Raw genomic sequence first — 25,326 nt, forward strand, 5'->3', positions numbered from 1 at the left:
AAGCGAAGCTCCCGCGCGGGATCAAGGGCGAAGCCCGCCGCGCATCGCCGACGCGCCCCCACGCGGCGGCGATCTGGTTGTCGTAAGCGTAAAGCTCCGAACTTATTCGGATCTGGCAGACATAAAGCGTGCGGCCCCGGCGTTGGATCACCACCGCGCGCGTCGGCCATGCGCGGCTATCCTCCCTGCTTGTCCAACGGCCGCTTCGTCCCACCAAGCTACTACTCGGGCGCCGGCGACTTCAGCAATTCGGCACGTTCACGGCCAGCCCGCCCAGGGCGGTTTCCTTGTATTTCTCGCTCATATCCGCGCCGGTCTGGCGCATGGTTTCGATGGCCGCATCCAGCGGCACGAAATGCTGCCCGTCCCCGCGCAGGGCGAGGGATGCGGCGGAGACGGCCTTGATTGCGCCCAGCCCGTTGCGTTCGATACAGGGCACCTGCACCAGCCCACGCACCGGGTCGCAGGTCATGCCGAGGTGATGCTCCAGCGCAATCTCGGCGGCGTTCTCGATCTGCTCGGGCGTGCCACCCATGACGGCGCATAGCCCGGCCGCGGCCATGGCGCTGGCGCTGCCGACCTCGGCCTGGCAGCCCGCCTCGGCCCCGGAGATCGAGGCGTTGAACTTGACCAGCCCGCCGATGGCAGAAGCGGTCAGCAGGAACTCGGGCACACGGGCGCTGGTGGCCCCCGGCACATGGTCCAGCCAGTAGCGGATCGTCGCGGGCACCACGCCCGCCGCGCCATTGGTGGGGGCGGTGACGACCTGCCCGCCGGCGGCGTTCTCCTCGTTCACCGCCATGGCATAGGTGGAAATCCAGTCATTGATGATATGCGGCGCGGTCAGGTTGCGGCCATGCTCGGCCTGAAGCGCCTCGTGGATCGCCTTGGCGCGGCGGCGGACACGCAGGCCACCGGGCAGCTCGCCCTCGCCGGCCAGTCCTCGGTCGATGCAGTCGTTCATCACTTGCCAGATGCGGGCCAATCCCCGGTCGAGATCGGCGCCGGGCATGCGGCTCAACTCGTTCTTGCGCTTCATCTCGGCCACGCTCAGCCCGGCCTCGGCGGCCATGTCCATCATCTCGGCAGCCGATTTGAACGGGAAGGGCACCGGCGGGCCATCATCGGTGTCGCGGCCCTCGGCCAATTCCTCTTGCGTCAGCACGAAACCGCCGCCGATGGAATAATAGGTGACTTGCGTGATCACGTCGCCCTGTGCGTCGCAGCCCTTCAGGATCATGCCATTGGCATGGCCGGGCAGGGGCGGGCCGTAATCGAATTCAAGGTCGTCGGCCGGACGGAAGGTCAGTTGCCCCAGCCCCTCGGGCGTGACATGGCCCTCTGCCTTGATGCGGGCGAGTTCCGCCTCGGCGCGGTCGGCGTCGTAATCATCGGCGCGAAACCCGGCCAGCCCGAGGATCGTTGCCCGGTCGGTGGCGTGTCCCACCCCGGTGAAGGCCAGCGAACCGTGCAGGGAGGCCTTGAGGCCCGCCACGCTGAAGGGTTGGGCGCGCAGGTGGTCGAGGAACCGCGCTGCGGCCACCATCGGACCGATCGTGTGGGACGACGAAGGACCGACCCCGACTTTGAACATGTCGAAAACGCTCAGGAACATATCAGGTGGCACTCCCTTCGGGCGGGTTGGCGGGGCGCGGGGCCGAGAACGGGGTATCACCCAGCCCTTCGGCACGCGCGGCGGCTATGGATGACGCGCGGTCATCCCATGTCTTGCAGACCTGGTGCAGGCGCGGCCAATTCACAAGGGTGAACCAGTCACTTTCCCCAACCGGGTAGAGCGCCAGCCAACGCAGCATGGGTGCGGCATAGCAGACCGACAGGATGGGCAGGGGGCGGTTGGCCTGTTCCGCTTCGAGCATATCCAGGAGACCGGCGATGCGGGCCTGCGTGCGGGCCCGCAGAGCGGCGTCCTGGCCGGGCAGGTAGTGGGACGGATAGAACAGCATCCGCAGTGTCGGGTGCAGGGTGTTGGACAGCCAGAATAACCATGACAGCGCGCGCGCCCGTTCGGGGCTATCGGCCGCGGGGAAGACGCCGCCATGCCGATCGGCAAGGAAAAGCAGGATCGCCCCGGTCTCGAAAAGGGCGCCGTCCGGGGTTTCCAGCACCGGGATCAGCCCGTTGGGGTTCAATGCCAGATAGGCGGTGGACTTGTGGCTTTGGCCGGGGCGGTCGACCAGCGCGGTCTCGTAAGGCAAGTGCAGCTCTTCCAGCGCCAGCCGCACACAGAGCGAGGCGTTGTCGGGGGCATAATGCAGGCGATAGCGAGGCGTCATGGCCCGCAAGATACCCGTGCCGCAGCGCGCGGGCGGTCCGAAAACGACGCAAAGCGGATGGAAGGCGCTCAGAGCCCGGTCTTGTCGCGGGCCCAGTCCCAGGCGCGTTCCAGCGCGCCGGTCTCCTCGGCAACGGTGCCCGGTGGAATGTAGTCCTCGAAGGTCTCGTATCCCGCATAGGCGAGCAGGGCCACGAACGTCACCTGTATGGCGACGCGCAGGACCGGCGAGCGGTCGTGGGCATAGTCGTAACTGTACCGGATAAAGCCGGGTTCGCGGCCCAGCAGGTCGCCGGGCGTCGCGTTGGCCTCGACTGTCAAGAACAGCATCAACAGAGCCCATCCGACCCGAAGCGCCACCAGCGCGATCCACCACAGCGACCCCGCCGCCCAAAGCCCGGCGACCACGATCCAGAACACCAGTTCGAGCCAGAGCTGGCGCCTGGCGCGGCGGGGCATCCCGGCCCAGTATCCCCCGTGTGGATGATGCGGCATGATTCTGTCTCCGTATCTAACGGGCCCTGGATACCCCGCAAATCGGGCGTTTTTCCGGCAGGACAGGAATAACGGGGCGGGCTGGCGGCTTTTCGCGGCGATCCACTCTCGCCCCCGGGGCCGGCAATGGCCTATAAGGGCGCGAGTCATGCAAAGGAGCTGCCCCATGTCCGACCTATCGCCCATCGACAAGGCCAAGTTCGTCGCCGCCAAGCAGGCCGCGGAATATGTCGAGGACGGCATGGGCGTGGGGCTTGGCACCGGGTCGACCGCGGCCTGGCTGGTCAAGTGCCTGGGCGAGAAGGTGGCCGAAGGGCTCAAGATCCGCGGTGTGCCCACGTCGAGCCGCACCGCCGAACTGGCCCGCGAGGTGGGGATCGACGTGATCTCGCTGGACGAGGCGAAATGGCTGGACGTCACCATTGACGGGGCCGACGAATTCGACGGCAACCTGAACCTGATCAAGGGCGGCGGCGGGGCGCTCTTGCAGGAAAAGATCGTCGCCACGGCCAGCGACCAGATGATCGTGATCGCCGATGCCAGCAAGCAGGTGGAAACCCTGGGCGCCTTCCCGCTGCCGATCGAGGTGATCCCCTTCGGCTGGCAGACCACCAAGACGCTGGTGGAAGAAACCCTGGTGGGGCTGGACGTGCTGGGGCGCAGCACCTCTTTGCGGATGAATGGAGAGGCGCCCTATTACACCGACGAGGGCAACCACATCCTCGACCTGCACCTGAACCGGATCGGCAATGCCCGGCAATTGAGCCTTGTGCTGAACCAGATCCCCGGCGTGGTGGAAAACGGGCTGTTCATCGATATCTGCGACGTCGTGGTGATCGGCCATGGCGATGGCCGGGTCGAGCTGCGTGATATCAACGCAGGGACGGTGACCGAGGCGCGCCACGAATTCATCGAGACGGACAACCTGTTCACCGAGATCGGCGACTGAACCAATTGAGCGGGCTTGCGCCCGCGCAGGGTTTTGGTGCCCGTGGGGGCGTTGCGCGATTTGCCGGAGGCGGTAGGCGCTTGGTTGGACCGCGATGAGGTGAGTTTAATTGCCAAGATGAAGGAGCGTGCCGCACTGGCCATTCGGTTGCCGCTGTGGTCTATCTTGGCGCGAATTCTGGACGAGAGGATGCGATGAGCGAGTTCGACTATGATCTCTTCGTGATCGGCGGCGGATCGGGCGGTGTGCGGGCCGCGCGCATGGCGGCGGCCACGGGGGCCAGGGTAGGCTTGGCCGAGGCATATCGCATGGGCGGCACCTGCGTGATCCGCGGTTGCGTGCCCAAGAAGCTGATGGTCTTTGCCAGCGAATACCGCGAGACGGTCGAGGATGCCCGCGCCTATGGCTGGGACCTTGAGGAGGGAGCTTTCGACTGGACCCGGTTCCGCGGCAAGCTGGACGCGGAGCTGGACCGGCTGGAAGGGGTCTATCGCAAGCTGCTGGATGGCTCCGGGGTCGAAATCCACGACGGCCGCGCCCGCGTCACCGGGCCGCACGAGGTCGAGGTGAACGGCCGGACGTTATCTGCCAAGCATGTCCTGGTGGCCACCGGGGGCCGACCGGCGCTGCCCGAGATGGCCAATGCCGATCTGGGGATCACGTCGAACGACATCTTCAAGCTCGACAAGCTGCCCGAGAGCATCCTCGTGGTCGGCGGCGGCTATATCGCCTGTGAATTCGCCTGCATCCTGCACGGGCTGGGTGTTGAGGTGACGCAGTTCTATCGCGGTGCGCAGATCCTGCGTGGCTTCGACGGCGAGGCCCGTGGCCTGGTTGCCGAAGAGATGCAGCAGCGCGGTATCGACCTGCACCTGGGCACCAACATCCTCGAGATCACGCCGGAGGGCGACAGGGTCCGCGTCAAGGCGACCAACGGCACCGAGCGGGTCTTCGACAAGCTGCTCTTCGCAACCGGCCGCACGCCGAATACCGACGGGCTGGGCCTGGAAGAGGCGGGGGTTGAACTGGGCCGGCGCGGCCAGGTCGTGGTGGACGAGTATTCCCAGACCCAAGTGCCTTCGATCTATGCAATCGGTGATGTGACCGACCGGGTGCAACTGACCCCCGTGGCGATCCGCGAGGGCATGGCCTTCGTTGAAACGGTGTTCAACGGCAATCCGACCCCGGTGGATCACGATCTGATCCCATCGGCCATCTTCACCCAGCCCGAAATGGGCACTGTGGGCCTGTCGGAAGAGGCGGCGCGCGAGGCCGGCCCGATCGAGGTCTATTGCACCTCGTTCCGTCCCATGCAGACCGCCTTTGCCGATCGTCCCGACCGGGTGCTGATGAAACTGGTCGTTTGTGCCGACACCCGCCGGGTGCTGGGTTGCCACATCGTCAGCCCCAATGCGGGCGAGATGATCCAGATGGCCGGGATCGCGATCAAGATGGGTGCCACGAAAGAGGATTTCGACCGGACGGTGGCCGTGCATCCGACGATTTCCGAGGAATTGGTAACGATGCGGGCACCGGTGCGAAGCGCTTGAAAAACCGGGCGCAAGGCCCACATGATGACGCAATGAAACGCGCCCCTTTCGGGGCGATGCAACAAGGGAAGCAGAAACCGGATGGCTGGAAACAACCAGGGCCCCTGGGGGGGCGGCGGTAGCGGCGGCGGCGGCGATGACCGCGACCGCAACAATGGCGGGGGCGGGCGCAGGCCCGGGCAGGAGCCGCAGATCCCCGAATTCGACGAGATCGTGAACAAGACCCGCGACCAGCTGCGCGTCCTGATGGGCGGCGGCGACGGCGGCAACCGCCAGGGTGGCGGTGGCGGCGGGGAAGGGCCGCAGATTTCACGCGGGATGGTCGGGATCGGTATCCTTCTGCTGATCGCTGCATGGGCTGCGTCCAGCTTCTACACCGTGCGCCCCGAAGAAAAGTCGGTCGAGCTGTTCCTGGGGGAATGTATCGAACCCTGTATCGGTGAGCCGGGCCTGAATTTTGCGCCCTGGCCGCTGGTCACCTATGAAATCGTCCCGGTGACACGCGAACAGGTCATCGAGATCGGCGAGGACGAGGTGCCGCGCGATCTGACCGCGGGCAGCAACCTGCAGCGGGTGCTGGATGCCGATACCGGCCTGATGCTGACCGGGGACGAGAACATCGTCGAGATCGGATTCGAGGTCGTCTGGAACATCACGTCGCCGGACCGCTACCTGTTCAACCTGCAGGATCCGCCCGAAACCATCGCGGCGGTTGCGGAATCCTCGATGCGCGAGATCATTGCGCAATCCGAACTGGCCAATATCAACCGCGAACGGGCCGTGCTGCGTGACCGCTTGCAGGTATCCGTGCAGGCCACGCTGGACAGCTACAACAGCGGCGTGAACATCATCCGTATCAACCTCGACCAGGCCGACCCGCCGGCGACGCAGGTCGAAGTGATCAACGTCGACGGCCAGACCGTGGTGACCTCGCCGCTCGCGGCCTATCGCGACGTGCAGGATGCCGAACAGGAACGTATCCAGCTGCAGAACCAGGCAGATGCCTATGCAAACCGCGTGACCGCGCAGGCCCGTGGTAACGCCGCCCAGATCCTCGAAAACGCCGAAGGCTATCGCGCCCGCGTCGTCAACGAGGCCCAGGGTGAGGCCGCACGCTTCGTCAGCGTTCTGGAAGAATATCAGCAAGCACCGGACGTGACCCGTGAACGGCTTTACCTGGAAATGGTCGAAGAGGTCTTCGGACGCTCGGACATCATTCTGCTGGACGAGGGCGGCCAGGGCGGCAGCGGCGTGGTGCCCTACCTGCCGCTTGACCAGCTGCGTCGACAGTCCACCGACCAGACCACCGGAGGGTCGAACTGATGCGTAAACTTGTTTATCTTCTGCCGATCCTGCTGATTGTCTTCATCGGCATTCTCAGCTCGATCTTCATCGTCGACGAGCGCGAAAAGGCTTTGGTGCTGCGTTTCGGACGGGTGGTTCAGGTCAAGACCGAACCGGGTCTGTCCTTCCGGCTGCCGTTCCTCGACCAGGTGGTCAGCTATGACGACCGGATCATTTCCATCGACATGGAACAGCAGGAAGTCATCCCGTCGGATGACCGACGCCTGATCGTGGACGCCTTCGCGCGTTACCGCATCGAGGATGTCGAACAATTCCGCGAGGCGACGGGCGCAGGTGGCGTGCAGGCCATCGCGGTGGCCGATAACCGGCTGGAACAGATCCTCCGGGCCACGACCCGCGAGGTGCTCGGCTCGGTCCGGTCGGACGAGATCCTGTCAGCAGACAGGGCGGCCCTGATGGAGCGCATCCGCTCCGGCGCCGTTGGCGACGCCAGCGAACTGGGCCTGACCGTTGTCGACGTGCGGCTCAAGCGGACGGACCTTCCGACGGAAAACCTGGCGGAAACCTTCCGCCGGATGGTGTCGGAACGTGAACGCGAGGCCGAGGACGAACGCGCCCGAGGCCGCGAGGCCGCGCAGCGGATCCGCGCCCAGGCCGACCGGACCGTGGTCGAACTGGTCTCCGAAGCGGAACGCGAGGCGCGCATCATCGAAGGTGAGGCCGATGCCCGGCGCAACAACATCTTCGCCGAAGCGTTCACCCAGGATCAGGAGTTCTTCCAGTTCTACCGGTCGCTTGAAGCGTATCGGAAAGCCCTGCAAGAGGACAACACGCGCCTGGTGTTGAACCCCGATCACGAGTTCTTCGACTATCTGCGGTCGCCCTCTGGCGCGGCAGCGGGACAGTAGGCGCAACGCAAAGTCGAATGGAAAGGGGCGGCTTGTTGGCCGCCCCTTTTGCCATCTGCAGACGACCTCCGCGCGGTCCCGGGCGCGGCATGGGCGGATCTGCTCACAAACAGATGACCGATCCGTGTTAGGCGTTGCGCTGACCGGGTCAGAGCCTACATTCGTTGGGGAAAGCGGTTCGGACCGAGCCGCGAGACATGCAAAAAGGGGAGATGTCCAAGTGAAGACCTCCAGAGCAATGGCAATTCGGCAGGCCGATCACGGCAACTTCAAAGCGGCGCTTCTGGCGTTTCTCGTGGGTGTGGCGATGGTGTTGGTGCAGATCGGGCCGGCCGCCGCCCAGGACCGTCCGGCCAGCTTTGCCGAGCTGGCCGAGAAGGTCAGCCCGGCCGTGGTGAACATCACGACCTCAACGATGGTGGCTGGTAATACCGGCCCGCGGGGTATCGTGCCCGAAGGCTCGCCCTTCGAAGATTTCTTCAATGATTTCAACGATGGTCAGCCGCGCCGCTCCTCGGCGCTGGGCTCGGGCTTCGTGATTTCCGAGGACGGGTTCATCGTCACCAACAACCACGTCATCGAAGGCGCGGACGAGATCCTGATCGAGTTCTTCCCCGGCGGCGACGAGATGCTCGAGGCAGAGCTGGTCGGCACCGATCCGAACACCGATATCGCCCTGCTGAAGGTCGAGGCGGACCGCCCGCTGTCCTATGTCAGCTTCGGCGACAGTGATGGCGACACCGCCGAGGTGGGCGATTGGGTGATGGCCATGGGCAACCCGCTGGGCCAAGGCTTCTCGGTGAGCGCGGGCATCGTGTCGGCGCGCAACCGCGAACTGGCCGGGACCTATGACGATTACATCCAGACCGACGCGGCCATCAACCGAGGTAATTCCGGCGGGCCGCTCTTCGACATGAACGGCGACGTGATCGGTGTGAACACCGCGATCCTGTCGCCCAATGGCGGTTCGATCGGGATCGGCTTCGCGATGTCCTCGGCTGTTGTGACCAACGTGGTCGAGCAGCTCAAGGAATACGGCGAGACCCGGCGCGGCTGGCTGGGCGTGCGCATCCAGGACGTGACACCGGACATGATCGGCGCCATCGACGGGCTGGACGAGCCGCGCGGCGCCATGGTCACCGACGTGCCCGAGGGCCCGGCCCGCGATGGCGGTGTCGAGGCGGGGGACATCATCCTTACCTTCGACGGTGTCGATGTCGCCGACACGCGGGAATTGGTCACAGTGGTCGGCAACAGCCCGGTCGGCAAGACCGTGGATGTCGCCGTGCTGCGGGACGGTGAAACGGTTGATCTTTCCGTCACCCTTGGTCGGCGCGAGACAGCCGAGGCCGCCGCCTTCCCGCAGGACGGAGAGACCGACCCGACCGCCCCGGCCAGCACCAACATGCTGGGCATGACCCTGTCCGAAATCACCGAGGACATGGCCGATGAACTGGGCGTGTCCGCCGGGCAGGGCCTCGTCATCACCGAGATTCAGGCCGACAGCGAAGCGGCTGCCAAGGGCCTTCTGGCCGGTGACGTGATCACCGAGGCCAACCAGTCCAAGGTCACCTCGATCGACGAGTTCGAAGCCCGCGTGGAAGAGGCGCAGGACGCCGGGCGCAAGTCCATCCTGATGCTGATCCGCCGGGCGGGCGAGCCACGCTTCGTGGCCCTGTCGCTGGAGTGACCACGCCGCAACTGTCATGAATGCGAAGGGCGCCTCTCCGGGCGCCCTTTGTCATTTGGATGAGTGCCCGTCGACGGCCTACGATGCGTCCTCTCGCGGCACGGCGACCAGTCCCAGGTCGCGGGCGCTGCGCAGGCTCAGCACCGGGGTATCCACATCGCCCCGGTCGCGCTGGAAACGCTGGATCGCGCGCCCGGTGCGGCTGTCAAGAACACCATTGATCGGGCCGGCGTAGTATCCCCGTGCCTTCAGGGCCCGCTGGACCGAGGCGTTGAACTGTGCCGTCATGACCTCGGGGCAGGGGGTTGCAAACTCGACTTCGCGGCGTTCGCGCAGGATCCTCTGGCGGGTGACCGTGCGATAGGCCGCCGGGCTGCGCAGGCTGCCATCGCTGTCCAGCACGGCCGGCCGCACGATCACCTGTTCCGTCACTGTTTCGATGATGGCCGGGGTTGTCACGCGCGACAGGCAGCGCCCCTCTCCGTCGGCGACGACGGGCGGCTCGGCCAGCGGACCCGGCGCCTGCCGCTCCGCCGCCATGCAGGCGGACAGCCCCAGGCACAGGGTCAGTGCGGGAATACGCGGCATCAGGGTCATGATCTGCTCGTGTCCAGGGGTCTTGGGCCCGTTTTGATCGCTACCCTAGGGTCCGTTCCGGGCCGGGCCAAGCCACGCGGTGCCGCGCACCGGCTTTTGCGGGCGAAAGGTGTCGTTTCCGCGCCACTTTTCGCTGGAAATGGGCTGGCGAAGCCCCCGCTCAGACCCTAAGTTCCCCCCCGATGCAGATCAACCAGAGGGCGGATAATGGCGAAGATCACCTATATCGAGCATAACGGCACCGAGCATATCGTGGACGTGGCCAACGGGCTGACCGTGATGGAAGGCGCACGCGACAACGGGATCCCGGGGATCGAGGCCGATTGCGGCGGTGCCTGCGCCTGTTCGACCTGCCATGTCTACGTGGCCCCCGATTGGGTCGAGAAACTGCCCGCGAAGGACCCGATGGAAGAGGATATGCTCGATTTCGCCTATGAGCCCGATCCGGAGCGGTCGCGGCTGACCTGCCAGCTCAAGGTTACGGATGCCCTGGACGGCCTTGTCGTGCAGATGCCCGAAAAGCAGATTTGATGCGTCCTGCGGTCATCGCCTGCATCGCGGCGCTTCTGTCGCCCGGGGCGGGGCTGGCCGACGAAATCGTGAGCGCGTCCTATTTCGGCCCGACCGACCGCTACCCCCACGGCGTATTCGGCGACCCGGTGGAGTGGGGCGGGCTGACCATGACGCTTGAAGACGGCCGCAGCGTCCGGCTGACCCTGCCTTCCGATCATGTGTTCGAGGATCTCGCCCCGCGCCTTGCCGATCTCGACGGGGACGGCGATGCCGAGGTTGTAGTAATTGAAACCGACATGGCCGCCGGGGCGGCCATTGCGATCTACGACAGCACCGGAAAATTGGTCGAGACCGACCATATCGGGACGCCCAACCGCTGGTTGGCGATTGCCGGAATCGCCGATCTGGACGGCGACGGCCGGATCGAGATCGCCTATGTAGACCGGCCCCACCTGGCCCGCGTGCTGCGGGTGATCGAGGTCGGCCCCGGCTGGACGCTGGCCGATGAGGCCGCGGCACCCGGACACAGCAATCACCGCTTCGGCGTGGACCGGATCGAGGGCGGGGTGTTCGATTGCGGGACGGGGCCGGAGATCTTCACGGCGGATGCGGCCTGGTCCCGGGTTCTGGCCACGCGGCTGGAGGGTCGCGCGCTCATCAGGCGGGATATCGGCCCCTATACCGACCCCGACAGCCTGACCTGCCGTTAGGGCGCGGCTCAGCCGCCGATTTCCAACGTGATCTGCCGCCCCCGTTTCACGTAGATCAGGGAGCTGGGGCCGATGGCCTGGACCTGGCCGCCATCAAGCCGGTCGCCAACGGTGACGCGGGAGTAGCGCCCGTTCGACAGGCGTACCAGCGCCCGACGGTCATTGGAGGATCCATAGACCCCGATCAGGTTCACACGCCGCAGGTTTATGGCATTTTCCTCGGTGGCGGCGCGGGCGACGCTGGTGGTGGTCGGGCCAGAGGGTCGCACAGGCTGGGCGACCGCCGGGGCGGGGCGGGCATTGGCCACGACGCGACTGAAATTGCTTGGTCGCGTATCAGGGCGCAGGCTGGCCGCGGGGGCCTGGGCGGTGGCGCCTGCAAAAGGATCCGGCCGTGCGGCCGCTGCCTGAACAGCCGCGGCGATTTCCTCGGAAAGCGCAAGCGACGCCTGGTCGTCCGTGGCGCCCGTGGACGCTTCTTCTTCAGGGGCCGGTGCCGCGTCTGCCGGGGCAGGGGCCAGCCCCGCCGGGCGCGGTCGCGGCCGCAGCGCCGCGGCTTCCTGGCGGGTCAGATCGCCGGGTGCAGCGGCGAAGGCGGCGAAACCCGCGGGTCGCACCGGCGGCAGGATCGGCGGCGTGCCCTCGATCAGGTTCAGCCCTTCCTCGACCGTCGCCTCGCCGGTGGGCTCCGTAGGGGCTGACACGGCATCGCCGGGGCGCGGTGGCGGCTGCAGGGGGGGCGCACCCGCCACAACCACGAGTCCCTCGGCCTCGGTTGCCTCGGAAGGCTCTCCGACCGGGGTGTCGGGGTTGACATCGGGCGCATTCGTCTCGGCGTCGGATGCTGGCGGTGCGGGCGGCTGGGTGCCAGGGCGCACCGGTGGGCTCAGCAGGGGTTGCGCGGCCACCACGACCAGCCCTGCCTCAGGATCGGACCGGGTCTCGGCCCCGTCGGGAATGACCGAGGCCAGTTGTTGCAACACGGTGCGTTCGGGGGCTTCCGTGCCCGGGCGCGGCGGGGGCGTCAGGTCAGGCGAGCCGGCGAAAACCAGGATCCCGTCGGGGGTGATGGCCCCTTCGGGCGTGGCCACGACAAAACCGTCGGCGCCGAAATCGAATTCCGTATCCGGGGCGGGTGGGTTCACCGGGGCCGCGATCACGGCGTCCTGAGCGGCGTTTTCCGGAAGGCCGCCGGGCGGCCGACGGTCGGGCGTGGCGAACCCATCCGAAACGGCGATCTCCTGCAGGGCCTGGCCCTGGGGCAAGTCGGGTATGCGGGGGGCCCTCTGCCAGACGCCTGTGGCGGCGTAGATGCGCTGTGCCTCGGCAGGAGAGAGGACCGATCCCACCGGCGCGCTTCCTCGATCGGCCCCGAGCGTATCCGGGGCCGGCTCGTCCGTTGCCTCAGTCGCCGGGGCGGCGGCCACCTCCGGGGCCGCGTCGTCCGGGCTCTCGGGGGCGGTGGGTTCGGCCGTTGGTTCGTCCGCTGGCAACGCGGCGGTCTGGACCGTCTCTTGGCCCCAGCCGAACCAACGCGACAGGGTCTCTTCATTGAACGCCGCGAGGGCGGCCACGGCCAGCATGAAAAGGATCAGAAGCGCCGTCAGGATCAGCCCGAGGAAACGGGGCTTGCCCCCAATCTCGCGCGGTGGCTTGGCGGGCTTGCGCGCGCCGAACACCGTCATGCGGTTGCGTTCGTCCTGGACCGTTGCGGTCTCGGCGGGTGCTGCCTTGGCGTCGGCTTCGGCGCGGCGGGCCATGCGGCGGCTGCGGAACAGGCCGGGGCCACGTGGCGCGTCCTGTGCCGGTTCCGGCGCGGTTTCGACCGAGGGGCCGGGCGTCGCGCTCAGCGACGCGGCCAGCGCCGGCGCGGTTTCGGCGGGCACGGTTTCGGGGGCGCGGCCCGTCACCGGGGGCGCGTCATCGGCCGGTTCCGGGTCGTCCGCGACCAGCGCTTCCGGCGCGGGGTTGACCGGATCGGACACGGCGCCGGGGGCGAAGCTCAGCGGTGGCGCGGTTCCGTCATCATCCCGGCTGGCTATAAGTGGTGGCGGTTCACGCCGCGACCCGAATAGCGGTGCCGGCGCGTCGGTCTCGTCCGGTTGCGTCGGTTTCGGGGCGGCAGGCTGTGGGGCCGCGTCTGGATCGAAGGGCGGCGGTGCCTTGTGGTTCTCCGGCGCATCCGACCGGCGCGAGCCGAAGGCCGGGGAGGTGCCAAAATCGTCCGGATCGGCATTTTCGAGGGCGCGATCTGCCGACTCGTCGGTCTCGCTCTCTTCCGGGCTGGCATCTGCCGCACTGGCGGGTTCATCGACCACATCCGGCACGGCCTCTGTGGGGCCTTCGATTTCTGCCGTCTCCTGCGCCGCGTCGGTAGCCGGTTCGGTGTCCGCTATGAGTTCGGGATCATGATCGGACTCGGCCTCGCCCGTCGGTGTGGTGGCACTGACCTCTGGCGTCGCCAGCTCTTCCACCGCCACATCCTCGACGCGCCCGATCACATTCACCGGCTCCGCGTCCCGCTCCACCTCCTGACCGGCGGCGGCTTTGGTCACGCCGAAGAACGGCTCACCGACAAAGCTGAAGGGATCAGGCACCGCGACGAAACTGACCGGGTTGAACGCGTGTTCGATGGCAAAGCTCTCGGCCTCGTCCAGGGTTTCGCGGGCAACCGCGGCGATATGCGTGCGCCCACCCCCCTTGGAGAAATCGTAGGCCAGATCCTCCAGCGCATAGGGCGTCGCTCCGTCCAGCGCCGCGCGCACATCGCTCTCATCGGTCTGCGTGCCGTCGAGCGAGATGTATTTGATCTGCTCGTCGGGCAGCAAAAGCTTGGTGGTGACACCTTGCGGCGCCAGCCGGTCCGCGACGTCGCGCAGACGGGCCAATGCGCCCGACAGGTCGGGATCGTCCAGGGCAACCTCGCCCACCAGCGCCCAGCCACCTTCGGCCCGGTGCATCAGGCGCAGGCCTTCGAAGGAAAGGGAAAGAGCGAAGTTCGGTTTCATGTCCGCCGATTAACATCCCGCGCGCGCAGAGAAAATGCCCGCGCCACATCTGGCGGGACGCTACAGCAAGCTTTCGCCAACGCCAAGCACTTGACGAAAAAACCGGGGCGGACCGGGCGGGTTTGCGCCATAAGACGGATGTAGCGTTTCACTCTGATCGAGGTTCCCCATGGTCCGTTTCATCCGTCTCAGCCTATTGGCACTCTGTCTGACCCTGCCTGCCTTGGCGGCCCAGGCCCAGGACACCCTGCGCACCGTGACCGTCAATGGCCGCGGCGAGGTCGAGGTGCCGCCCGACATGGCCACCCTGCGCCTGGCCGTTCGCGCCGAGGCCGAGACCACCGCCGAGGCTCTCGACCAGGCCAGCGTGGCAACGCAGGCCATCCTGACCATGCTTGCCGAAGAAGGCGTCGAACAGTCCGACATCCAGACCGGCGCGCTGCGCTTGAACCCGATCTATTCCCAACAGCTGATTTCCGGTCAGCGCCAGATCACCGGCTATGCCGCGCTGAATTCCATTTCCGTCACTGTAAACGAGCTCGACCGGCTGGGCGGCCTGATCACCGCGGCGGTTAACGAGGGGGCCAATACCCTGTCCGGGGTCAGTTTCGGCCTCAAGAACCCACAGGCGCATGAGGATGCGGCCCGCCGTGCAGCCGTGGCTGATGCCCGCCGCCGGGCCGCGCTCTATGCCGAGGCGGGCGGAGTGACGCTTGGCCGGATGATCGGCCTGAACGAGCAAGGCACCGGCGGATATGCCCCGGTCCGGGCAGAACCCATGGTGATGGAGGCCAGCCTGTCACGCGCCCAGGCCGACGTGCCGATCGCGGCCGGCGAAATCATGCTGTCGGCCAGCATCGTTGTCATCTACGCCATCGACGACGCCGGGTAGGCGGGCAGCCGGGGAAGGCCCCGACCGCCCGGCTGCAATCAGGCGGTGGCCTTGGTCAGCGCCTGGTCGAGATCGGCGATCAGGTCGTCCGCATCCTCGATCCCGATGGAAATGCGCACCACGCCCGGTCTGGCACCGGCAGCTTCCTGCTGTTCGGGCGTCAGCTGGCGATGGGTGGTCGACGCCGAGTGGATGATCAGCGAACGGGTATCGCCAAGGTTGGCCACGTGGCTGAAGATCTCCAGGTTATCGACCAGCTTGATGCAGGCGTCGTAACCGCCCTTGACCGCCACGGTGAAGAGCGCCCCCGCGCCCTTTGGGCAGACCTTGGCGACCCGGCCGAAATAGGGCGAGCTTTCCAGCCCGGCATAGGTCACGCCCTCGATCCGGTCGTCCTGTTCCAGCCAGGCGGCGACCTTCTCGGCATTCGCGACATGGCGCTCCATGCGCAGCGACAGCGTTTCGATCCCCATGAGCGTATAATGGGCCGCCTGCGGGTTCATGGTCATGCCCAGGTCGCGCAACCCGACGGCGATGCCGTGGAAGGTGAAGGCCAGCGGCCCGAAGGTTTCGGCGAACTTGAGCCCGTGATAGGCCGGCTCCGGTTCGCTGAGTGACGGGAACTTGTCCGAGGCGGCCCAGTCGAAGCGCCCCGAATCGATGATCGCCCCGCCGGTGACGGTGCCGTTGCCGGTCAGGAACTTGGTGGTGGAATGCACCACCAGCGTCGCGCCATGCTCGATCGGGCGACACAGATAGGGGGTGGCGCTCGTGTTGTCGATGATCAGCGGAATGCCGGCGGCATCCGCGATATCGGCGATGGCGCGCACATCCATGATATAGCCGCCGGGATTGGCAATGGCCTCGCCGAAAATGGCGCGGGTGTCATCGTCGATGGCGGCCCTTACCGCGTCTTCATCGTCGAAATCCACGAACTTGGCCGACCAGCCGAAGCGCTTGATGGTCTGGCTGAACTGCGTGACCGTGCCACCGTAAAGACGGGTCGAGGCCACCACGTTCTTGCCCGGACCCATCAGCGGGAACAGGGCCATGATCTGCGCGGCGTGGCCCGAGGAGCAGCAGACCGCCCCGGCGCCGCCTTCGAGCGCGGCCAGCCGTTCCTGCAGCGCGGCCACGGTCGGGTTGGTCAGGCGCGAGTAGATATAGCCCACCTCCTGAAGGTTGAAGAGGGCCGCGGCGTGATCGGCGTCGCGGAAGACATAGGCGGTGGTCTGGTAGATCGGCACCTGCCGTGCGCCGGTGGCCGGGTCGGGCCGCGCCCCGGCATGAACCTGCAGCGTGTCGAAGCCATAGGTGGGTTGGTCGGTCATTCCTCGGATCCTCCTTGAGAGATTTTGCCGAACCCTAGGCCGGTTTTCCGGCAGGCTCAACGTGCCGCCGCGCAATGAGGACACATGTTCCGCGAGAGGTCGGGATGCAGGCCATCCGTTCCGGGGCGGGCGGCTGCCAAAAGGAGCGCTTCCGCGCGCTCTCAGTCTGCAGGATTGAGAGGCGATACGTCGTTCCGGACGCCGGTGCATCGGGCAGGGGGGGCGGGGGCGCTGCCCCCGTCGGCCATGGGCCGACTCCCCCGCGGTATTTATGCCCCAAAGAAGCCGGGGTGCCCTCGCCCAGAGGGTCGCCAGGCGCCTTGGACGAGGGGCTTCTTCGGGGGCGGCCATCGGCTCCGCAGCCTGTGCCGCCACTTGGTTATGGCGCGCTAAGGTTAATGCCGGCCTAATGCTTCTTTGGGGCGAAAATACCGCGGGGGGAGGCGCGCGGCACGCGCGGCGGGGGGCTGGCCCCCTTTCGCGGGTCGGGGTCAGCGCATCCAGAAGCCTTCTTTCTTGATGCGATTGCGCAATTTGCGTTCCGGGCGGGGCAGGTTGTCCTGGTCGAACAGCGCCCGCACCTTCTGGCCCCGGCCCTGGTAGATCATCCGTTTGAAGGGATCGTATTGCTTGAGCAGCTTCTTGATCCTGTTGGGGGCGCTGACCTGTTCCAGCACCTGCACAACGTGATCGCTTTCGCGCGCAAAGAGCAGCGGCAGCAGGCGGTAATGGCAGGTCAGGTCGCCATCGAGCCCGGCCAGGTCCTTGCCCGGGCGGCCGCCGCCGAAGCTGTGGATCACGAGCGGCAGGCTCACCTGGTCGAGCCAGGGATCCAGCGATTGCAGCACCAGTTCTTCGGGCCGGTCATCGCGGATTTCCACCGCCCAGTCGCGCCAGCGGGCACCAAAGGCGGGGGCGTCCTGGCCGGCAACCCAGCCCGCGTTGAAATAGAGGTAGCGTTCCCAGTATTCGTCGGGCTGGCTGGTATCGAGTGTCTTTTCGAACCCGTCGAGGCCAAACTTGTCATAGAGCGATTTCCAGGTTGCGGTATAGCCGGGCCAGTAGAGCTCTTCCTCGGGCCAAGTCCCGGTGCGGCGCATCGAGGCGGCGGGGCGGGTGAAATCGGCCTTGAGGGTCGACAGGTCTCCGGTGATCAGCGTGTCGCTGTCGAGAAACAGGAACGGGCGGCCTTGCGGCATGGCGCAGAGCGCCTCGATCTTGTTGCCATGGGGATAGCTGTGCCCGAAGGCGGTGTTTTCGAATGGCAGAATGGTTGCCCCCTGATCGGTGAGGGCAGCGCGGATGTCGCCGGTCATCCTTGGGTCGTTCGGCCAGAGCGGACCGGGCTGGGGTTCGGCCACGTAGACCGTGCCCGTGAAGCCCGGCGACATGACCCTGAGCGAGGCCACCAGGAGCAGCGCCTCGTATTGCAGGCGGCCCTGTTGGCCCACCAGAACGATGTCGAAATCAGAGGTCTTTTTCGTCCTGCCGGCCATGGAGGTTTTGCCCGATTGCCTGTTTGCGGGCACTATAGGCGGCAGGACAGGGCCGTGAAAGGCCCTCAACGGGGAGAATTGACAATGCTGGATTTATTCCTGCCTTACCTTCTGGGCCTGGCACTGGGGATCGAGCCGCCGACGGCCGAACCGGGCGCGGGGTCGGCCACCGAGGATGTGTCGGCTGTCGAAATCGATCCCGGTTCGGGCGATGATCTGGCCACGCGCGAGCCGGAACCGCAGGTGCCGACGGGCAAGTTCACAACTGCCGTCGAGATCAAGCCGATTGTCGGGATGACCAAGTCGAACTGGGTCGCGGTGCGGCTCTACGAGGGGCAGGATCTGCTTTATTTCACGCATCTGCTGAGCTGGCGCTGCGGCATCTGGGATATCCGCTACGGGCTCAACGGGGCGCCGGCGGACACGGTCTTTCCAATGGAGCCGTGTCACGAGGACAGCGCCCAGCCAAACGCCATGACCGATGTGGCGAACTTCCTGCCCTATGTGGCCCTGCCGCCCGAGAGCATCGAAAGCGTCTATGTCGAGATCACCTATGATGATGGCAGCACGGATTTTGCCCGGTTCGAGCGTGGCGCGGTTCTCATTCCCTAGCAAGGGGTCCTAGGGACGGAAGGACAGCGGCACCGTAAAGGCATGCGGGCCGGGACCAAGCGGCTCGGGCGCGGCCGGGTAGCGGGCGGCGCGCACGGCGGCCATTGCGGCCTGGTCCAGCGCGGTATGACCGGAACTGGCGGCAAGGCCGATGCCGGTCAGCTGCCCGGCGCCGTTCAGGGTCAGGCGCAGGCGGACGGTGCCACTTGCCCGGGTGCCGCGTGGATAGCGCTTGCGCCGTTCGATAGCGCGCTGCACGCCGCTGCCCCATTGCGCCATCAGCCGTTGCGTCGTGGCCCGGTCGGCGCCCTGGCTGGGTTGGGCGGCGGCGGGGCCGGACAACTCGGCCTGGCCGCTGGGGCCGGTGGCGGTTTGCACGGGTTGGGCTGGGGCCGCTGCGGGTTCCTGACGCTGTGCCGGACGTGCCGGGGGCTGGATGGAGCGGGCCGGGGCCAGCGGGCTGTCTGTCGCGGCTGCCACGCGGTCGAGTTCTGGTGGCTGCGGTTGATCCGGGCGCGGCAAGGCTGTGGGCGCGGCCGGCCGGGCCGGTCGGATCGTCTGCGGCGCGGTTCGGGGTGTGGCGGCGTCGACGCGCGGCACCGACAGCGTCGCAGTTGCCATGTCCGGTGGCTCCACGGGTGGCACGGATCGCGTTGCCTGCGGCAGGGAGGGCGTGATTGGCGCTGGTTCGATCAGCTCGGGACGCGGCGCTGCCTTCGGCGCATTCTCGGCAGGGGGCGGCTGCGGCACGTCCGGGGCCGGGGGTGCGTCCAACATCGGTATCGATGTCGCGGTTTCGGGTGGGGTCTCCCAGTGCTCCACGAGGTCGGCGACCGGCGCGCTTGCGGCCAGCGTGACGCTGTTTTCGCCGCCCGCGCCGCCACCTGCGGGACCGGACAAGTCCAGCTCGGGCCAGAGCGCCAGGTGCGCCGCCGTGGCGACGCCCAGGAACAGGAGGAAATCCAGCCGCATCATCCGCGCACCACCAATTCGATCCTCCGCTGAGCATCGAGGCGGGACAGGATCGCCGCCAGCTGCGCGGCGGGCAGGGTGGCATCCGCGGTGACGGTCAAAACGGTGTCGGTCGGCAAGGCCGCCAGCGCGGGCCAGACGGTATCGCCCCGCAACTCGCCGAAGGCCAGCAGGCCGTCCGGGCCGATCCAGAGCACTGCCTCGCCCTCGGCCAGGGTCTCTTGGGTGGCGCTGGGCGGCGTGACCTCTATCGGTGGTGTTGGCGCGATACGCGATGTCATCATGAAGAAGATCAGCAGCAGGAAGACCACGTTGATCATGGGAACGATGGCTTCGGAGCGGGGGCGGCGTGCTGGTGCGGGAATGCGCATGGGTCAGTCCTCGACCAGGGCCAGCTGGGTGAACCCGGCGGCCTCCAGAGCAGTCATGACCTGCACCAGGCGTTGCAGGTCTGCCGTGTCATCGGGGCGCAGAACGACCAGGTCGGAGGGCGCTTCGGTCAGCTCGAAAAGGGCCGCGGGCAGGGCCTCCAACGTCATGGGGCGGCCGTTCAGGCGCAGGGTTTCGGGTGCGATCGCCACCAGCCGGGGCGGCCCGCTGTAATCGGCCGCCGCGCCGCCGCCGGGGCGCAGGGTCAGGGCATGGTCGCGGGTGAATTGCGCCGTCAGCATGAAGAAGATCAGCAGCAGGAACACCACGTCGATCATCGGTGTCAGGCTGGGGCGGCGTGGCGCCCGGTCGGCGGCGAAGGAAAACATCAAGCGGCCCCTGTCCCCTTGTGGGCATGGATCGCCAGTCGCGTGGCGTGGTCTTCCATGTCATGGCGCACGGTGTCGGCCACGCTTTCGAACCAGGACAGGGCAATCGTGGCCGGGATCGCGACCGCCATCCCCGCCGCTGTGGTCAAGAGCGCTTCCCAGATGCCACCGGCGAGAACGCCCGCGTCGGTCTGCGCGCCGCTGTCCTGAAGCGCCTGGAAGGCCTCGATCATGCCCAGCACCGTGCCCAGCAGCCCGATCAGCGGTGCAATGGTCGCGATCAACTCCAGCGGGCGCAGCCCACCGCGCAGTTCGGCCAGCGCCCGTTGCGCCAGCCGGGTGATTTCTTCTCGCGCGGCGTCGGGCGCGAAAGCCCCGCTTTGCAGCACATGCCAGCTGTCTGTGACGAAACGCAGGCGCACGGTGCGGGGCCGCTCGGGCAGGGCCGGGGCCTCGTCTGCGCAGATGCGGCTGACCAGCGCTTCGGCGCGGCCCCCGGCCCATGCCCCGACCAGCGACAGCCGCCAGACCTTCCAGAGGACCAGCGCCAGTGTCAGGACAGACAGGAGCGCGATCAGCCACAGGGCCGGGCCGCCGCGCGCCAGAAGGCCGGCAAAGCTGGTCAGATCGGTCATCTGCGGTCCCCTTTCATCGGTTCAGTCCATCCCCACGACGTCGAGCGGTTGAAAGATCAGCCCGGCCTCGCTCCGGGCGAAATGCGCGGTAATGTTGAAATGGTCTGTCAGGTTGTCTGGCGTCAGAACGTCGCCGGGGGCGCCATCGGCGACAAGTCGGCCTTCGCCCAGCAGGATCAGCCGGGTGCAGTGGCGCGCCGCAAGGCCAAGATCGTGGATCGACACAATCGCCGAACGCCCGGCCTGGGCCAGCCCAGCGAAAAGGCGCATGGTCTGGATCTGGTGGGCCGGGTCCAGGCCGGCGATGGGTTCATCCGCGAGGACCAGCGGCGTGTCCTGCGCCAGCGTCCGGGCGATCAGCACGCGGGCCAGCTCGCCCCCGGACAGGTTGGTGGCGGTCCGGTGCCGAAAAGGCTCCAGCCCCATATCGGCGATGGCGCCGTCGATGGCCGCGCGATCCGCCGCGCCGATGGCCTGACCCGCCGCCAGATGCGGCAGCCGGCCAAGCGAGATCAGGCGTTCCACGCTGACCGGCCAGGCGACCTCGCGGGCCTGGGGCATCCAGGCGGCCTGTTGCGCGCGCGCCTTTTGAGGCAGCGCGGCAAGGCTGCTGTCGCCTTCGGCCGGCAAAAGGCCCAACACGGCCCGCATCAGGGTGGTCTTGCCCGCCCCGTTGGCGCCGATCAGGCCGACCAGCTCGCCGGGGCCGACGGAAAAACTCACATCGCGCAGGATCGTGCGCTTGCGGCGCTGGATCGTCAGGCCCGAGACACTCAGCAGGGTCATGCCATCTGCCTCCGGGTCTTGTAGATCAGGTGCAGGAAGAGCGGTGCACCGACCAGGGCCGTGACGACGCCGAGCTTCAGGTCCTTGGTCGGCAGCACCACGCGGACGAGAATATCGGCGGCCAGCAGCATCGCGGCGCCGCCCAGGGCCGAAGCCCAGAGCAGGGCGCCGGGCCGCGCGCCCACGAAGGGGCGCAACAGGTGCGGCACGACAAGGCCGACGAAGCCGATGGTGCCCGCCACGGCGGTCGAGGCGCCTACAACGGCCGCCGTGCCCACCACCAGCGCCAGCCGCAGACGGGTCAGGTTGATCCCCAGCGCTTGGGCCGCGTCTTCGCCCAGGGTCAGAGCGTCCAGCCCGCGGGCCAGTGTGGCCAGCAGGGCCAACCCCAGCCCGATCAGGGGCAGGGCCAGCCAGACATGGTCCATCGACCGGTCAGCCAGCGACCCCATCATCCAGAACACGATTTCCGAGGCGGCGAAGGGATTGGGCGAGAGGTTCAGCACAAGCGAGGTCAGCGCGCCGGCCAGCGCCGAAACCACGATCCCCGCCAGGATCAGCGTGATCGAGGCGCCGCGCGGCCCGGCCAGCGCCAGGACCAGCAGCACGCCAAGCACCGCCCCGACCAGCGCGGCCAGCGGCAGGCCGAAGGCATAGGCCGCGGCCAGGCCCGTCTGAAGCGCGATCACCGCGCCCAGCGCGGCAGAGGATGACACGCCGATCAGCCCGGGATCGGCCAGCGGGTTGCGCAGGTAGCCCTGCATCGCCGCCCCCGCCATGCCAAGGCTGGCGCCGATGGCCAGCGCCAGGATCGCGCGGGGCAGGCGGATTTCGCGCATGACCAGCGTCAGCGGCGTTCCGTCATCGACGAATAGCGCCGACAGGCTGTCCCAATAGGGCGCATTGGCCGGCCCGATCACCAGCGCCCCGGCGAACAGCGCAAGCACGAGGCCCGCCAGGATCAGCATCAGCCGGGTCATTGTGGGGCCTCTGTTGCGGTCTGGCGTGCCGTTGACAGCCGTTCGATCGCACCCAGCACGAAGGGTGTCCCGCAGGACCAGTCCTGGTCGCTGACGATCCCCTGCATGCGGCCCTCTTTGAGGTCGGTGACAACGGGATGGTCGAGGATTTCCTCGGCCCGGGACGCGGCAGGGTAGGGCTGGCCGGTGATCACCGCATTGGGGTCGGACATGGCCAGCAATTCCAGGGGCAGGAACCCGCCCCAGGCCATGCCATATTCGTCCGCCACCAGGTCGAACCCGGCAGCGGCGACGATCTGGCCGGGCAGGGTCGCGCTGCCCGAGGACCAGCCATTCGCGGAATAGAGCGCGGCGCTGGGACGCGCGCCCTCGTGCGGGGCCATTGCGGCCAGGTCGGCCAGCGCGGCATTGAACTCATCGACCATGCGGGCGGCCTTGTCCTGTTGGTGCAGCACCGCGCCCATCTGCGTGATCCGGTCGGGAATGTCCGACAGGCTGCTCGACGGGTCAAACACGACTACGGGCACGTCCAGCCGCCGCAACATGTCCAGCGTGACCCGGGCCGAGAATGAGCCCGCGATCACCAGGTCCGGATCCATGAGGTAGATTTCCTCGGCCAGCGCCCGGTTGGGCACGTATTTGCGGGCCTCCTCGACCATGGCCGAGCCACGGTCCTGCTGGGACAGGTAGGAGACGGAATAGAGCTGCCCCTCGTCCGCCAGCATCATCGCCAGCTGGTCGGTGCACAGGTTCATGGAAACGACACGCTGCGGCGCCTCGTCCTGCGCCAGGACCGGGGCGGCGACCAGCACCGCCCCGGCAAAAAGGGTCACGATATGCGACCCGCGCCGGTTCATCAGAACCGGGCCTTCAGGCCGACTGACACCTCGCGCCCGCGATTGGCGTAGCCCCAGGTGTCGCTGTTGGTGTTGTCGAACAGGTTCGTGATTTGCGCGTCGAGGCTGACCGTGTCGGTCAGGTCATAGCGGGCCGCGATATCCACCGTGGTGATCGCGGGCAGTTCGAGGGTTTCATAGCTGCCCCAGAACTGCGTATCGAAATTGCCGGACACGTGCCGCAGGTCGGCGCTGACATCGCCGCGCCCGCCAAACGTGTCGAGCGTCGCCCCGAGGCTGAGTTCGTGTTTCGGGCGGCGGATTTCGACCGATCCATCAGGATTGCGCGCATCGAGGTAGGTATAGGACAGGCGCAGGTCCAGACGGTCGCTTGCGGCCAGTTCCCCGGCGATCTCGACCCCCTCGCGGGTGCTTTCGCCCTCCTGGTTCGAGAAGGTGTAGATCTGGGTATCGGTGCCGCCGTCATAGGAGACGAACTCGGTCTGGATCTCGTCCTGAAGCACCTCGTTGAAATAGGTGATATCGACCAATCCTGCCCCGCCCATCACCGGGATCTCGATCCCGATATCGAAAGACCGGTTGCGTTCCGGCGTCAGGTCCGGGTTTCCATTATACTGCGAATTCGAAGTGCCCGGCGTGAAGGACGGGAAGTAGTTGTCGTAAAGCTCGAAATAGCTGGGATAGACCACGCCGGTTCCGGCCGAGCCATGCAGGCGGATGCCCGAGGCAAAGGTATAGGACAGGGCCGTATTCCAAACGGTGCTGTCGGCGAATTGCGTGTTGTCGTCGAACCGCATACCGGCCTGAACGTCCAGCCCGTTGGCATAGCTGCCCTTGTATTCGACGGCGTAGGAAACCGTGTCGCGGCCGTAATCAGGGTTGGAGGAACTGCGGTCGGATTCCGCGCTGATATAGAGCGTCGCCAGCTGATCGGCGCTGTCGGTATCCAACCCGTCCAGCGCGAAGTCCATCTGGTAATCCAGAACGGTCGCCTCGGTCAGGGTCGCGAAGAAACCGAGGTCGCGTTCGTTTTCGGTATATTCATAGGCCAGTTCGTGGGTCATCCGGCCGTCCATCATGTCCAGCCGCGCGGCCAGCCGGGCCAGAAGCTCGGTCCGGCGTGCGGTGGTGTCGGGGTCGTCGACGACATATTCCTCAGCCGAGGTTGCCGAACCGTTCGATCCGTCCAACGCGTAGTCTTCGGCCGAGTTGCGCAAGCTGAATTCGAGCGTCAGACTGTCGGTCACCTGGTAGTCGGCGTCAAAGGTATAGGTCAGTCGGTTGGTGTAGTCCTTCTCCCCACCGTCACCGGAATAATCATACCCGTTGTCGACCGAGCGGACCGCGCCGAAGGACAGCCCGCCCTGCTCACCGCGCTCGGCCGCGAAGATCGACACCTCGTAGCCGTTGCCCACCCTCGCCGCCACTTCGGCGCGGCTGCCGCCGGTGCTGTTGCGGGTGATGATGTTGATGACCCCGGCCGAGGCGCCCGAGCCGAAAGCCACCGATTGCGGCCCGCGCAGCACCTCGACCCGCTCGATATTGGCGGTCTCCAGCGCCGAGAAGGTGTATTCACCGTCGCCGCCCGCGGCCTGGACGCCGTCGATCAGGACCAGGACGTGATTGGCTTCGCCGCCGCGCATGCGGACCTGCGTCAGGCTGGACCCGGCGCTGCTGACCGAGACGCCGGGCAGGGCGCGCAGCACCTCCTGCACCGAGGTCAGGCCACGGGTGGCGATCTCTTCGGCGGTCACAACCGTGACGGCGCGGCCAAGGCGGGTCGTGTCGGTTGGCGTCAGCGCGCCGGACACGAAGATCTCGTCCAATTCGAACGCGTCCTGCGCGGCCAGCGGGGATGCGAATGCAACAAGGGCGGTGGTGGCCCAAAGGATTTGTCTGGTCATGGTCGTCCCAATCGTTCTCGGGCCGGTTTCGGCCCATTCTTGTCTTGTGATCGGGGGAGAACGCACTCCTCCCGCGCACGGCTTG

Annotated in this window: 24 protein-coding genes; 9 read left to right on the top strand and 15 right to left on the bottom strand. The window is 67.0% G+C overall.

The annotated features are described in order from the left end of the window. Positions 1 to 241 precede the first annotated feature (241 nt). The 3 genes from DFK10_RS07570 to DFK10_RS16455 all read right to left on the bottom strand — a co-directional run bounded on the left by DFK10_RS07570 (position 242) and on the right by DFK10_RS16455 (position 2,788). Positions 242 to 1,615 (bottom strand): L-serine ammonia-lyase, encoded by a 1,374-nt coding sequence (locus DFK10_RS07570; protein ID WP_109388244.1) that lies wholly within the window; start codon positions 1,613 to 1,615, stop codon positions 242 to 244. Between the two features lies 1 nt (position 1,616). Then, positions 1,617 to 2,294 carry a glutathione S-transferase family protein gene (locus tag DFK10_RS07575; protein WP_109388246.1) on the bottom strand — a complete coding sequence of 226 codons (678 nt, stop codon included), beginning with the start codon at positions 2,292 to 2,294 and terminating at the stop codon, positions 1,617 to 1,619. A gap of 68 nt (positions 2,295 to 2,362) precedes the next feature. After that, complete coding sequence (locus DFK10_RS16455; RefSeq protein ID WP_217810096.1) at positions 2,363 to 2,788, bottom strand: hypothetical protein; 426 nt, start codon at positions 2,786 to 2,788, stop codon at positions 2,363 to 2,365. Positions 2,789 to 2,954: 166 nt separating this feature from the next. On the opposite strand from DFK10_RS16455, the gene rpiA reads away from it, so the two are divergent. From rpiA to DFK10_RS07605, 5 genes are all read left to right on the top strand, one after another. Further along, positions 2,955 to 3,737 (top strand): ribose-5-phosphate isomerase RpiA, encoded by a 783-nt coding sequence (gene rpiA / locus DFK10_RS07585; RefSeq protein ID WP_109388250.1) that lies wholly within the window; start codon positions 2,955 to 2,957, stop codon positions 3,735 to 3,737. A 194-nt stretch (positions 3,738 to 3,931) separates the two neighbouring features. After that, positions 3,932 to 5,287 carry a glutathione-disulfide reductase gene (gene gor / locus DFK10_RS07590; RefSeq protein WP_109388252.1) on the top strand — a complete coding sequence of 452 codons (1,356 nt, stop codon included), beginning with the start codon at positions 3,932 to 3,934 and terminating at the stop codon, positions 5,285 to 5,287. A gap of 81 nt (positions 5,288 to 5,368) precedes the next feature. Beyond that, a complete protein-coding gene (hflK, locus tag DFK10_RS07595) occupies positions 5,369 to 6,610 on the top strand; it encodes an FtsH protease activity modulator HflK (RefSeq protein ID WP_109388254.1) in 1,242 nt (413 codons plus the stop codon). After that, positions 6,610 to 7,500, top strand: coding sequence for a protease modulator HflC (gene hflC, locus DFK10_RS07600; protein ID WP_109388256.1), 891 nt, complete (start codon positions 6,610 to 6,612; stop codon positions 7,498 to 7,500). The genes hflK and hflC overlap by 1 nt, the downstream gene beginning before the upstream one ends. 238 nt (positions 7,501 to 7,738) lie before the next feature. Then, the gene (locus tag DFK10_RS07605; RefSeq protein WP_109388258.1) at positions 7,739 to 9,190 is read left to right on the top strand and encodes a Do family serine endopeptidase; all 1,452 of its coding nucleotides are present in this window, start codon (positions 7,739 to 7,741) and stop codon (positions 9,188 to 9,190) included. A gap of 78 nt (positions 9,191 to 9,268) precedes the next feature. On the opposite strand, the gene DFK10_RS07610 is transcribed toward DFK10_RS07605, so the two are convergent. After that, complete coding sequence (locus DFK10_RS07610) at positions 9,269 to 9,787, bottom strand: peptidoglycan-binding domain-containing protein (RefSeq protein WP_109388260.1); 519 nt, start codon at positions 9,785 to 9,787, stop codon at positions 9,269 to 9,271. Positions 9,788 to 9,994: 207 nt separating this feature from the next. Between DFK10_RS07610 and DFK10_RS07615 the strand changes: the two genes are divergently transcribed. Continuing rightward, on the top strand, positions 9,995 to 10,318 hold the full coding sequence (locus DFK10_RS07615) for a 2Fe-2S iron-sulfur cluster-binding protein (RefSeq protein WP_109388262.1): 324 nt from the start codon (positions 9,995 to 9,997) through the stop codon (positions 10,316 to 10,318). Next, on the top strand, positions 10,318 to 11,010 hold the full coding sequence (locus tag DFK10_RS07620) for an FG-GAP repeat domain-containing protein (protein WP_109388264.1): 693 nt from the start codon (positions 10,318 to 10,320) through the stop codon (positions 11,008 to 11,010). The genes DFK10_RS07615 and DFK10_RS07620 overlap by 1 nt, the downstream gene beginning before the upstream one ends. A gap of 8 nt (positions 11,011 to 11,018) precedes the next feature. Here DFK10_RS07620 and DFK10_RS07625 read toward each other — a convergent pair whose 3' ends face one another. After that, positions 11,019 to 14,018, bottom strand: coding sequence for a hypothetical protein (locus DFK10_RS07625; RefSeq protein ID WP_109388266.1), 3,000 nt, complete (start codon positions 14,016 to 14,018; stop codon positions 11,019 to 11,021). 169 nt (positions 14,019 to 14,187) lie between these two features. On the opposite strand from DFK10_RS07625, the gene DFK10_RS07630 reads away from it, so the two are divergent. Further along, on the top strand, positions 14,188 to 14,910 hold the full coding sequence (locus DFK10_RS07630) for an SIMPL domain-containing protein (protein WP_109388268.1): 723 nt from the start codon (positions 14,188 to 14,190) through the stop codon (positions 14,908 to 14,910). 38 nt (positions 14,911 to 14,948) lie between these two features. Here DFK10_RS07630 and DFK10_RS07635 read toward each other — a convergent pair whose 3' ends face one another. Next, complete coding sequence (locus DFK10_RS07635; protein ID WP_109388270.1) at positions 14,949 to 16,241, bottom strand: O-acetylhomoserine aminocarboxypropyltransferase/cysteine synthase family protein; 1,293 nt, start codon at positions 16,239 to 16,241, stop codon at positions 14,949 to 14,951. A 491-nt stretch (positions 16,242 to 16,732) separates the two neighbouring features. Continuing rightward, positions 16,733 to 17,737, bottom strand: coding sequence for a hypothetical protein (locus DFK10_RS07640; RefSeq protein ID WP_109388272.1), 1,005 nt, complete (start codon positions 17,735 to 17,737; stop codon positions 16,733 to 16,735). A gap of 84 nt (positions 17,738 to 17,821) precedes the next feature. On the opposite strand from DFK10_RS07640, the gene DFK10_RS07645 reads away from it, so the two are divergent. Next, positions 17,822 to 18,349: a hypothetical protein gene (locus DFK10_RS07645; RefSeq protein WP_109388274.1), complete on the top strand. Its 528-nt coding sequence runs from the start codon at positions 17,822 to 17,824 to the stop codon at positions 18,347 to 18,349. 9 nt (positions 18,350 to 18,358) lie between these two features. Here DFK10_RS07645 and DFK10_RS07650 read toward each other — a convergent pair whose 3' ends face one another. The 8 genes from DFK10_RS07650 to DFK10_RS07685 are packed head-to-tail and all read right to left on the bottom strand — an operon-like array spanning position 18,359 to position 25,241. Further along, positions 18,359 to 19,324 carry an energy transducer TonB family protein gene (locus tag DFK10_RS07650; protein ID WP_109388276.1) on the bottom strand — a complete coding sequence of 322 codons (966 nt, stop codon included), beginning with the start codon at positions 19,322 to 19,324 and terminating at the stop codon, positions 18,359 to 18,361. Next, positions 19,321 to 19,692 (bottom strand): ExbD/TolR family protein, encoded by a 372-nt coding sequence (locus DFK10_RS07655; protein WP_109388278.1) that lies wholly within the window; start codon positions 19,690 to 19,692, stop codon positions 19,321 to 19,323. The genes DFK10_RS07650 and DFK10_RS07655 overlap by 4 nt, the downstream gene beginning before the upstream one ends. Before the next feature lie 3 nt (positions 19,693 to 19,695). Continuing rightward, a complete protein-coding gene (locus tag DFK10_RS07660; protein ID WP_109388280.1) occupies positions 19,696 to 20,079 on the bottom strand; it encodes an ExbD/TolR family protein in 384 nt (127 codons plus the stop codon). Beyond that, positions 20,079 to 20,714, bottom strand: coding sequence for a MotA/TolQ/ExbB proton channel family protein (locus DFK10_RS07665; protein ID WP_109388282.1), 636 nt, complete (start codon positions 20,712 to 20,714; stop codon positions 20,079 to 20,081). Before DFK10_RS07665 ends, DFK10_RS07660 begins: the two co-directional genes overlap by 1 nt. 21 nt (positions 20,715 to 20,735) lie before the next feature. Beyond that, entirely contained in the window at positions 20,736 to 21,500 is a 765-nt protein-coding gene (locus DFK10_RS07670) for an ABC transporter ATP-binding protein (RefSeq protein WP_109388284.1), read from the bottom strand. Further along, complete coding sequence (locus DFK10_RS07675; protein WP_109388286.1) at positions 21,497 to 22,480, bottom strand: FecCD family ABC transporter permease; 984 nt, start codon at positions 22,478 to 22,480, stop codon at positions 21,497 to 21,499. Before DFK10_RS07675 ends, DFK10_RS07670 begins: the two co-directional genes overlap by 4 nt. Further along, positions 22,477 to 23,337: an ABC transporter substrate-binding protein gene (locus DFK10_RS07680; protein ID WP_109388288.1), complete on the bottom strand. Its 861-nt coding sequence runs from the start codon at positions 23,335 to 23,337 to the stop codon at positions 22,477 to 22,479. Before DFK10_RS07680 ends, DFK10_RS07675 begins: the two co-directional genes overlap by 4 nt. Further along, the gene (locus DFK10_RS07685) at positions 23,337 to 25,241 is read right to left on the bottom strand and encodes a TonB-dependent receptor plug domain-containing protein (RefSeq protein WP_109388290.1); all 1,905 of its coding nucleotides are present in this window, start codon (positions 25,239 to 25,241) and stop codon (positions 23,337 to 23,339) included. The genes DFK10_RS07680 and DFK10_RS07685 overlap by 1 nt, the downstream gene beginning before the upstream one ends. Between the last annotated feature and the right edge of the window lie 85 nt (positions 25,242 to 25,326).

Origin of the sequence: Salibaculum griseiflavum (assembly GCF_003129565.1) — a bacterium.
GTDB lineage: Bacteria > Pseudomonadota > Alphaproteobacteria > Rhodobacterales > Rhodobacteraceae > Salibaculum > Salibaculum griseiflavum.

What these genes read in the sequence shown, in the direction of transcription:
- DFK10_RS07675 (WP_109388286.1), bottom strand. Translation starts at nt 22,480, where the DNA reads ATGACCCGGCTGATGCTGATCCTGGCGGGCCTCGTGCTTGCGCTGTTC.
- DFK10_RS07575 (WP_109388246.1), bottom strand. Translation starts at nt 2,294, where the DNA reads ATGACGCCTCGCTATCGCCTGCATTATGCCCCCGACAACGCCTCGCTC.
- DFK10_RS16455 (WP_217810096.1), bottom strand. Translation starts at nt 2,788, where the DNA reads ATGCCGCATCATCCACACGGGGGATACTGGGCCGGGATGCCCCGCCGC.
- hflC (WP_109388256.1), top strand. Translation starts at nt 6,610, where the DNA reads ATGCGTAAACTTGTTTATCTTCTGCCGATCCTGCTGATTGTCTTCATC.
- DFK10_RS07620 (WP_109388264.1), top strand. Translation starts at nt 10,318, where the DNA reads ATGCGTCCTGCGGTCATCGCCTGCATCGCGGCGCTTCTGTCGCCCGGG.
- DFK10_RS07615 (WP_109388262.1), top strand. Translation starts at nt 9,995, where the DNA reads ATGGCGAAGATCACCTATATCGAGCATAACGGCACCGAGCATATCGTG.
- DFK10_RS07630 (WP_109388268.1), top strand. Translation starts at nt 14,188, where the DNA reads ATGGTCCGTTTCATCCGTCTCAGCCTATTGGCACTCTGTCTGACCCTG.
- DFK10_RS07670 (WP_109388284.1), bottom strand. Translation starts at nt 21,500, where the DNA reads ATGACCCTGCTGAGTGTCTCGGGCCTGACGATCCAGCGCCGCAAGCGC.
- DFK10_RS07650 (WP_109388276.1), bottom strand. Translation starts at nt 19,324, where the DNA reads ATGATGCGGCTGGATTTCCTCCTGTTCCTGGGCGTCGCCACGGCGGCG.
- DFK10_RS07685 (WP_109388290.1), bottom strand. Translation starts at nt 25,241, where the DNA reads ATGACCAGACAAATCCTTTGGGCCACCACCGCCCTTGTTGCATTCGCA.
- DFK10_RS07655 (WP_109388278.1), bottom strand. Translation starts at nt 19,692, where the DNA reads ATGCGCATTCCCGCACCAGCACGCCGCCCCCGCTCCGAAGCCATCGTT.
- DFK10_RS07680 (WP_109388288.1), bottom strand. Translation starts at nt 23,337, where the DNA reads ATGAACCGGCGCGGGTCGCATATCGTGACCCTTTTTGCCGGGGCGGTG.
- DFK10_RS07635 (WP_109388270.1), bottom strand. Translation starts at nt 16,241, where the DNA reads ATGACCGACCAACCCACCTATGGCTTCGACACGCTGCAGGTTCATGCC.
- hflK (WP_109388254.1), top strand. Translation starts at nt 5,369, where the DNA reads ATGGCTGGAAACAACCAGGGCCCCTGGGGGGGCGGCGGTAGCGGCGGC.
- DFK10_RS07570 (WP_109388244.1), bottom strand. Translation starts at nt 1,615, where the DNA reads ATGTTCCTGAGCGTTTTCGACATGTTCAAAGTCGGGGTCGGTCCTTCG.
- DFK10_RS07640 (WP_109388272.1), bottom strand. Translation starts at nt 17,737, where the DNA reads ATGGCCGGCAGGACGAAAAAGACCTCTGATTTCGACATCGTTCTGGTG.
- rpiA (WP_109388250.1), top strand. Translation starts at nt 2,955, where the DNA reads ATGTCCGACCTATCGCCCATCGACAAGGCCAAGTTCGTCGCCGCCAAG.
- gor (WP_109388252.1), top strand. Translation starts at nt 3,932, where the DNA reads ATGAGCGAGTTCGACTATGATCTCTTCGTGATCGGCGGCGGATCGGGC.
- DFK10_RS07645 (WP_109388274.1), top strand. Translation starts at nt 17,822, where the DNA reads ATGCTGGATTTATTCCTGCCTTACCTTCTGGGCCTGGCACTGGGGATC.
- DFK10_RS07625 (WP_109388266.1), bottom strand. Translation starts at nt 14,018, where the DNA reads ATGAAACCGAACTTCGCTCTTTCCCTTTCCTTCGAAGGCCTGCGCCTG.
- DFK10_RS07665 (WP_109388282.1), bottom strand. Translation starts at nt 20,714, where the DNA reads ATGACCGATCTGACCAGCTTTGCCGGCCTTCTGGCGCGCGGCGGCCCG.
- DFK10_RS07660 (WP_109388280.1), bottom strand. Translation starts at nt 20,079, where the DNA reads ATGTTTTCCTTCGCCGCCGACCGGGCGCCACGCCGCCCCAGCCTGACA.
- DFK10_RS07610 (WP_109388260.1), bottom strand. Translation starts at nt 9,787, where the DNA reads ATGACCCTGATGCCGCGTATTCCCGCACTGACCCTGTGCCTGGGGCTG.
- DFK10_RS07605 (WP_109388258.1), top strand. Translation starts at nt 7,739, where the DNA reads ATGGCAATTCGGCAGGCCGATCACGGCAACTTCAAAGCGGCGCTTCTG.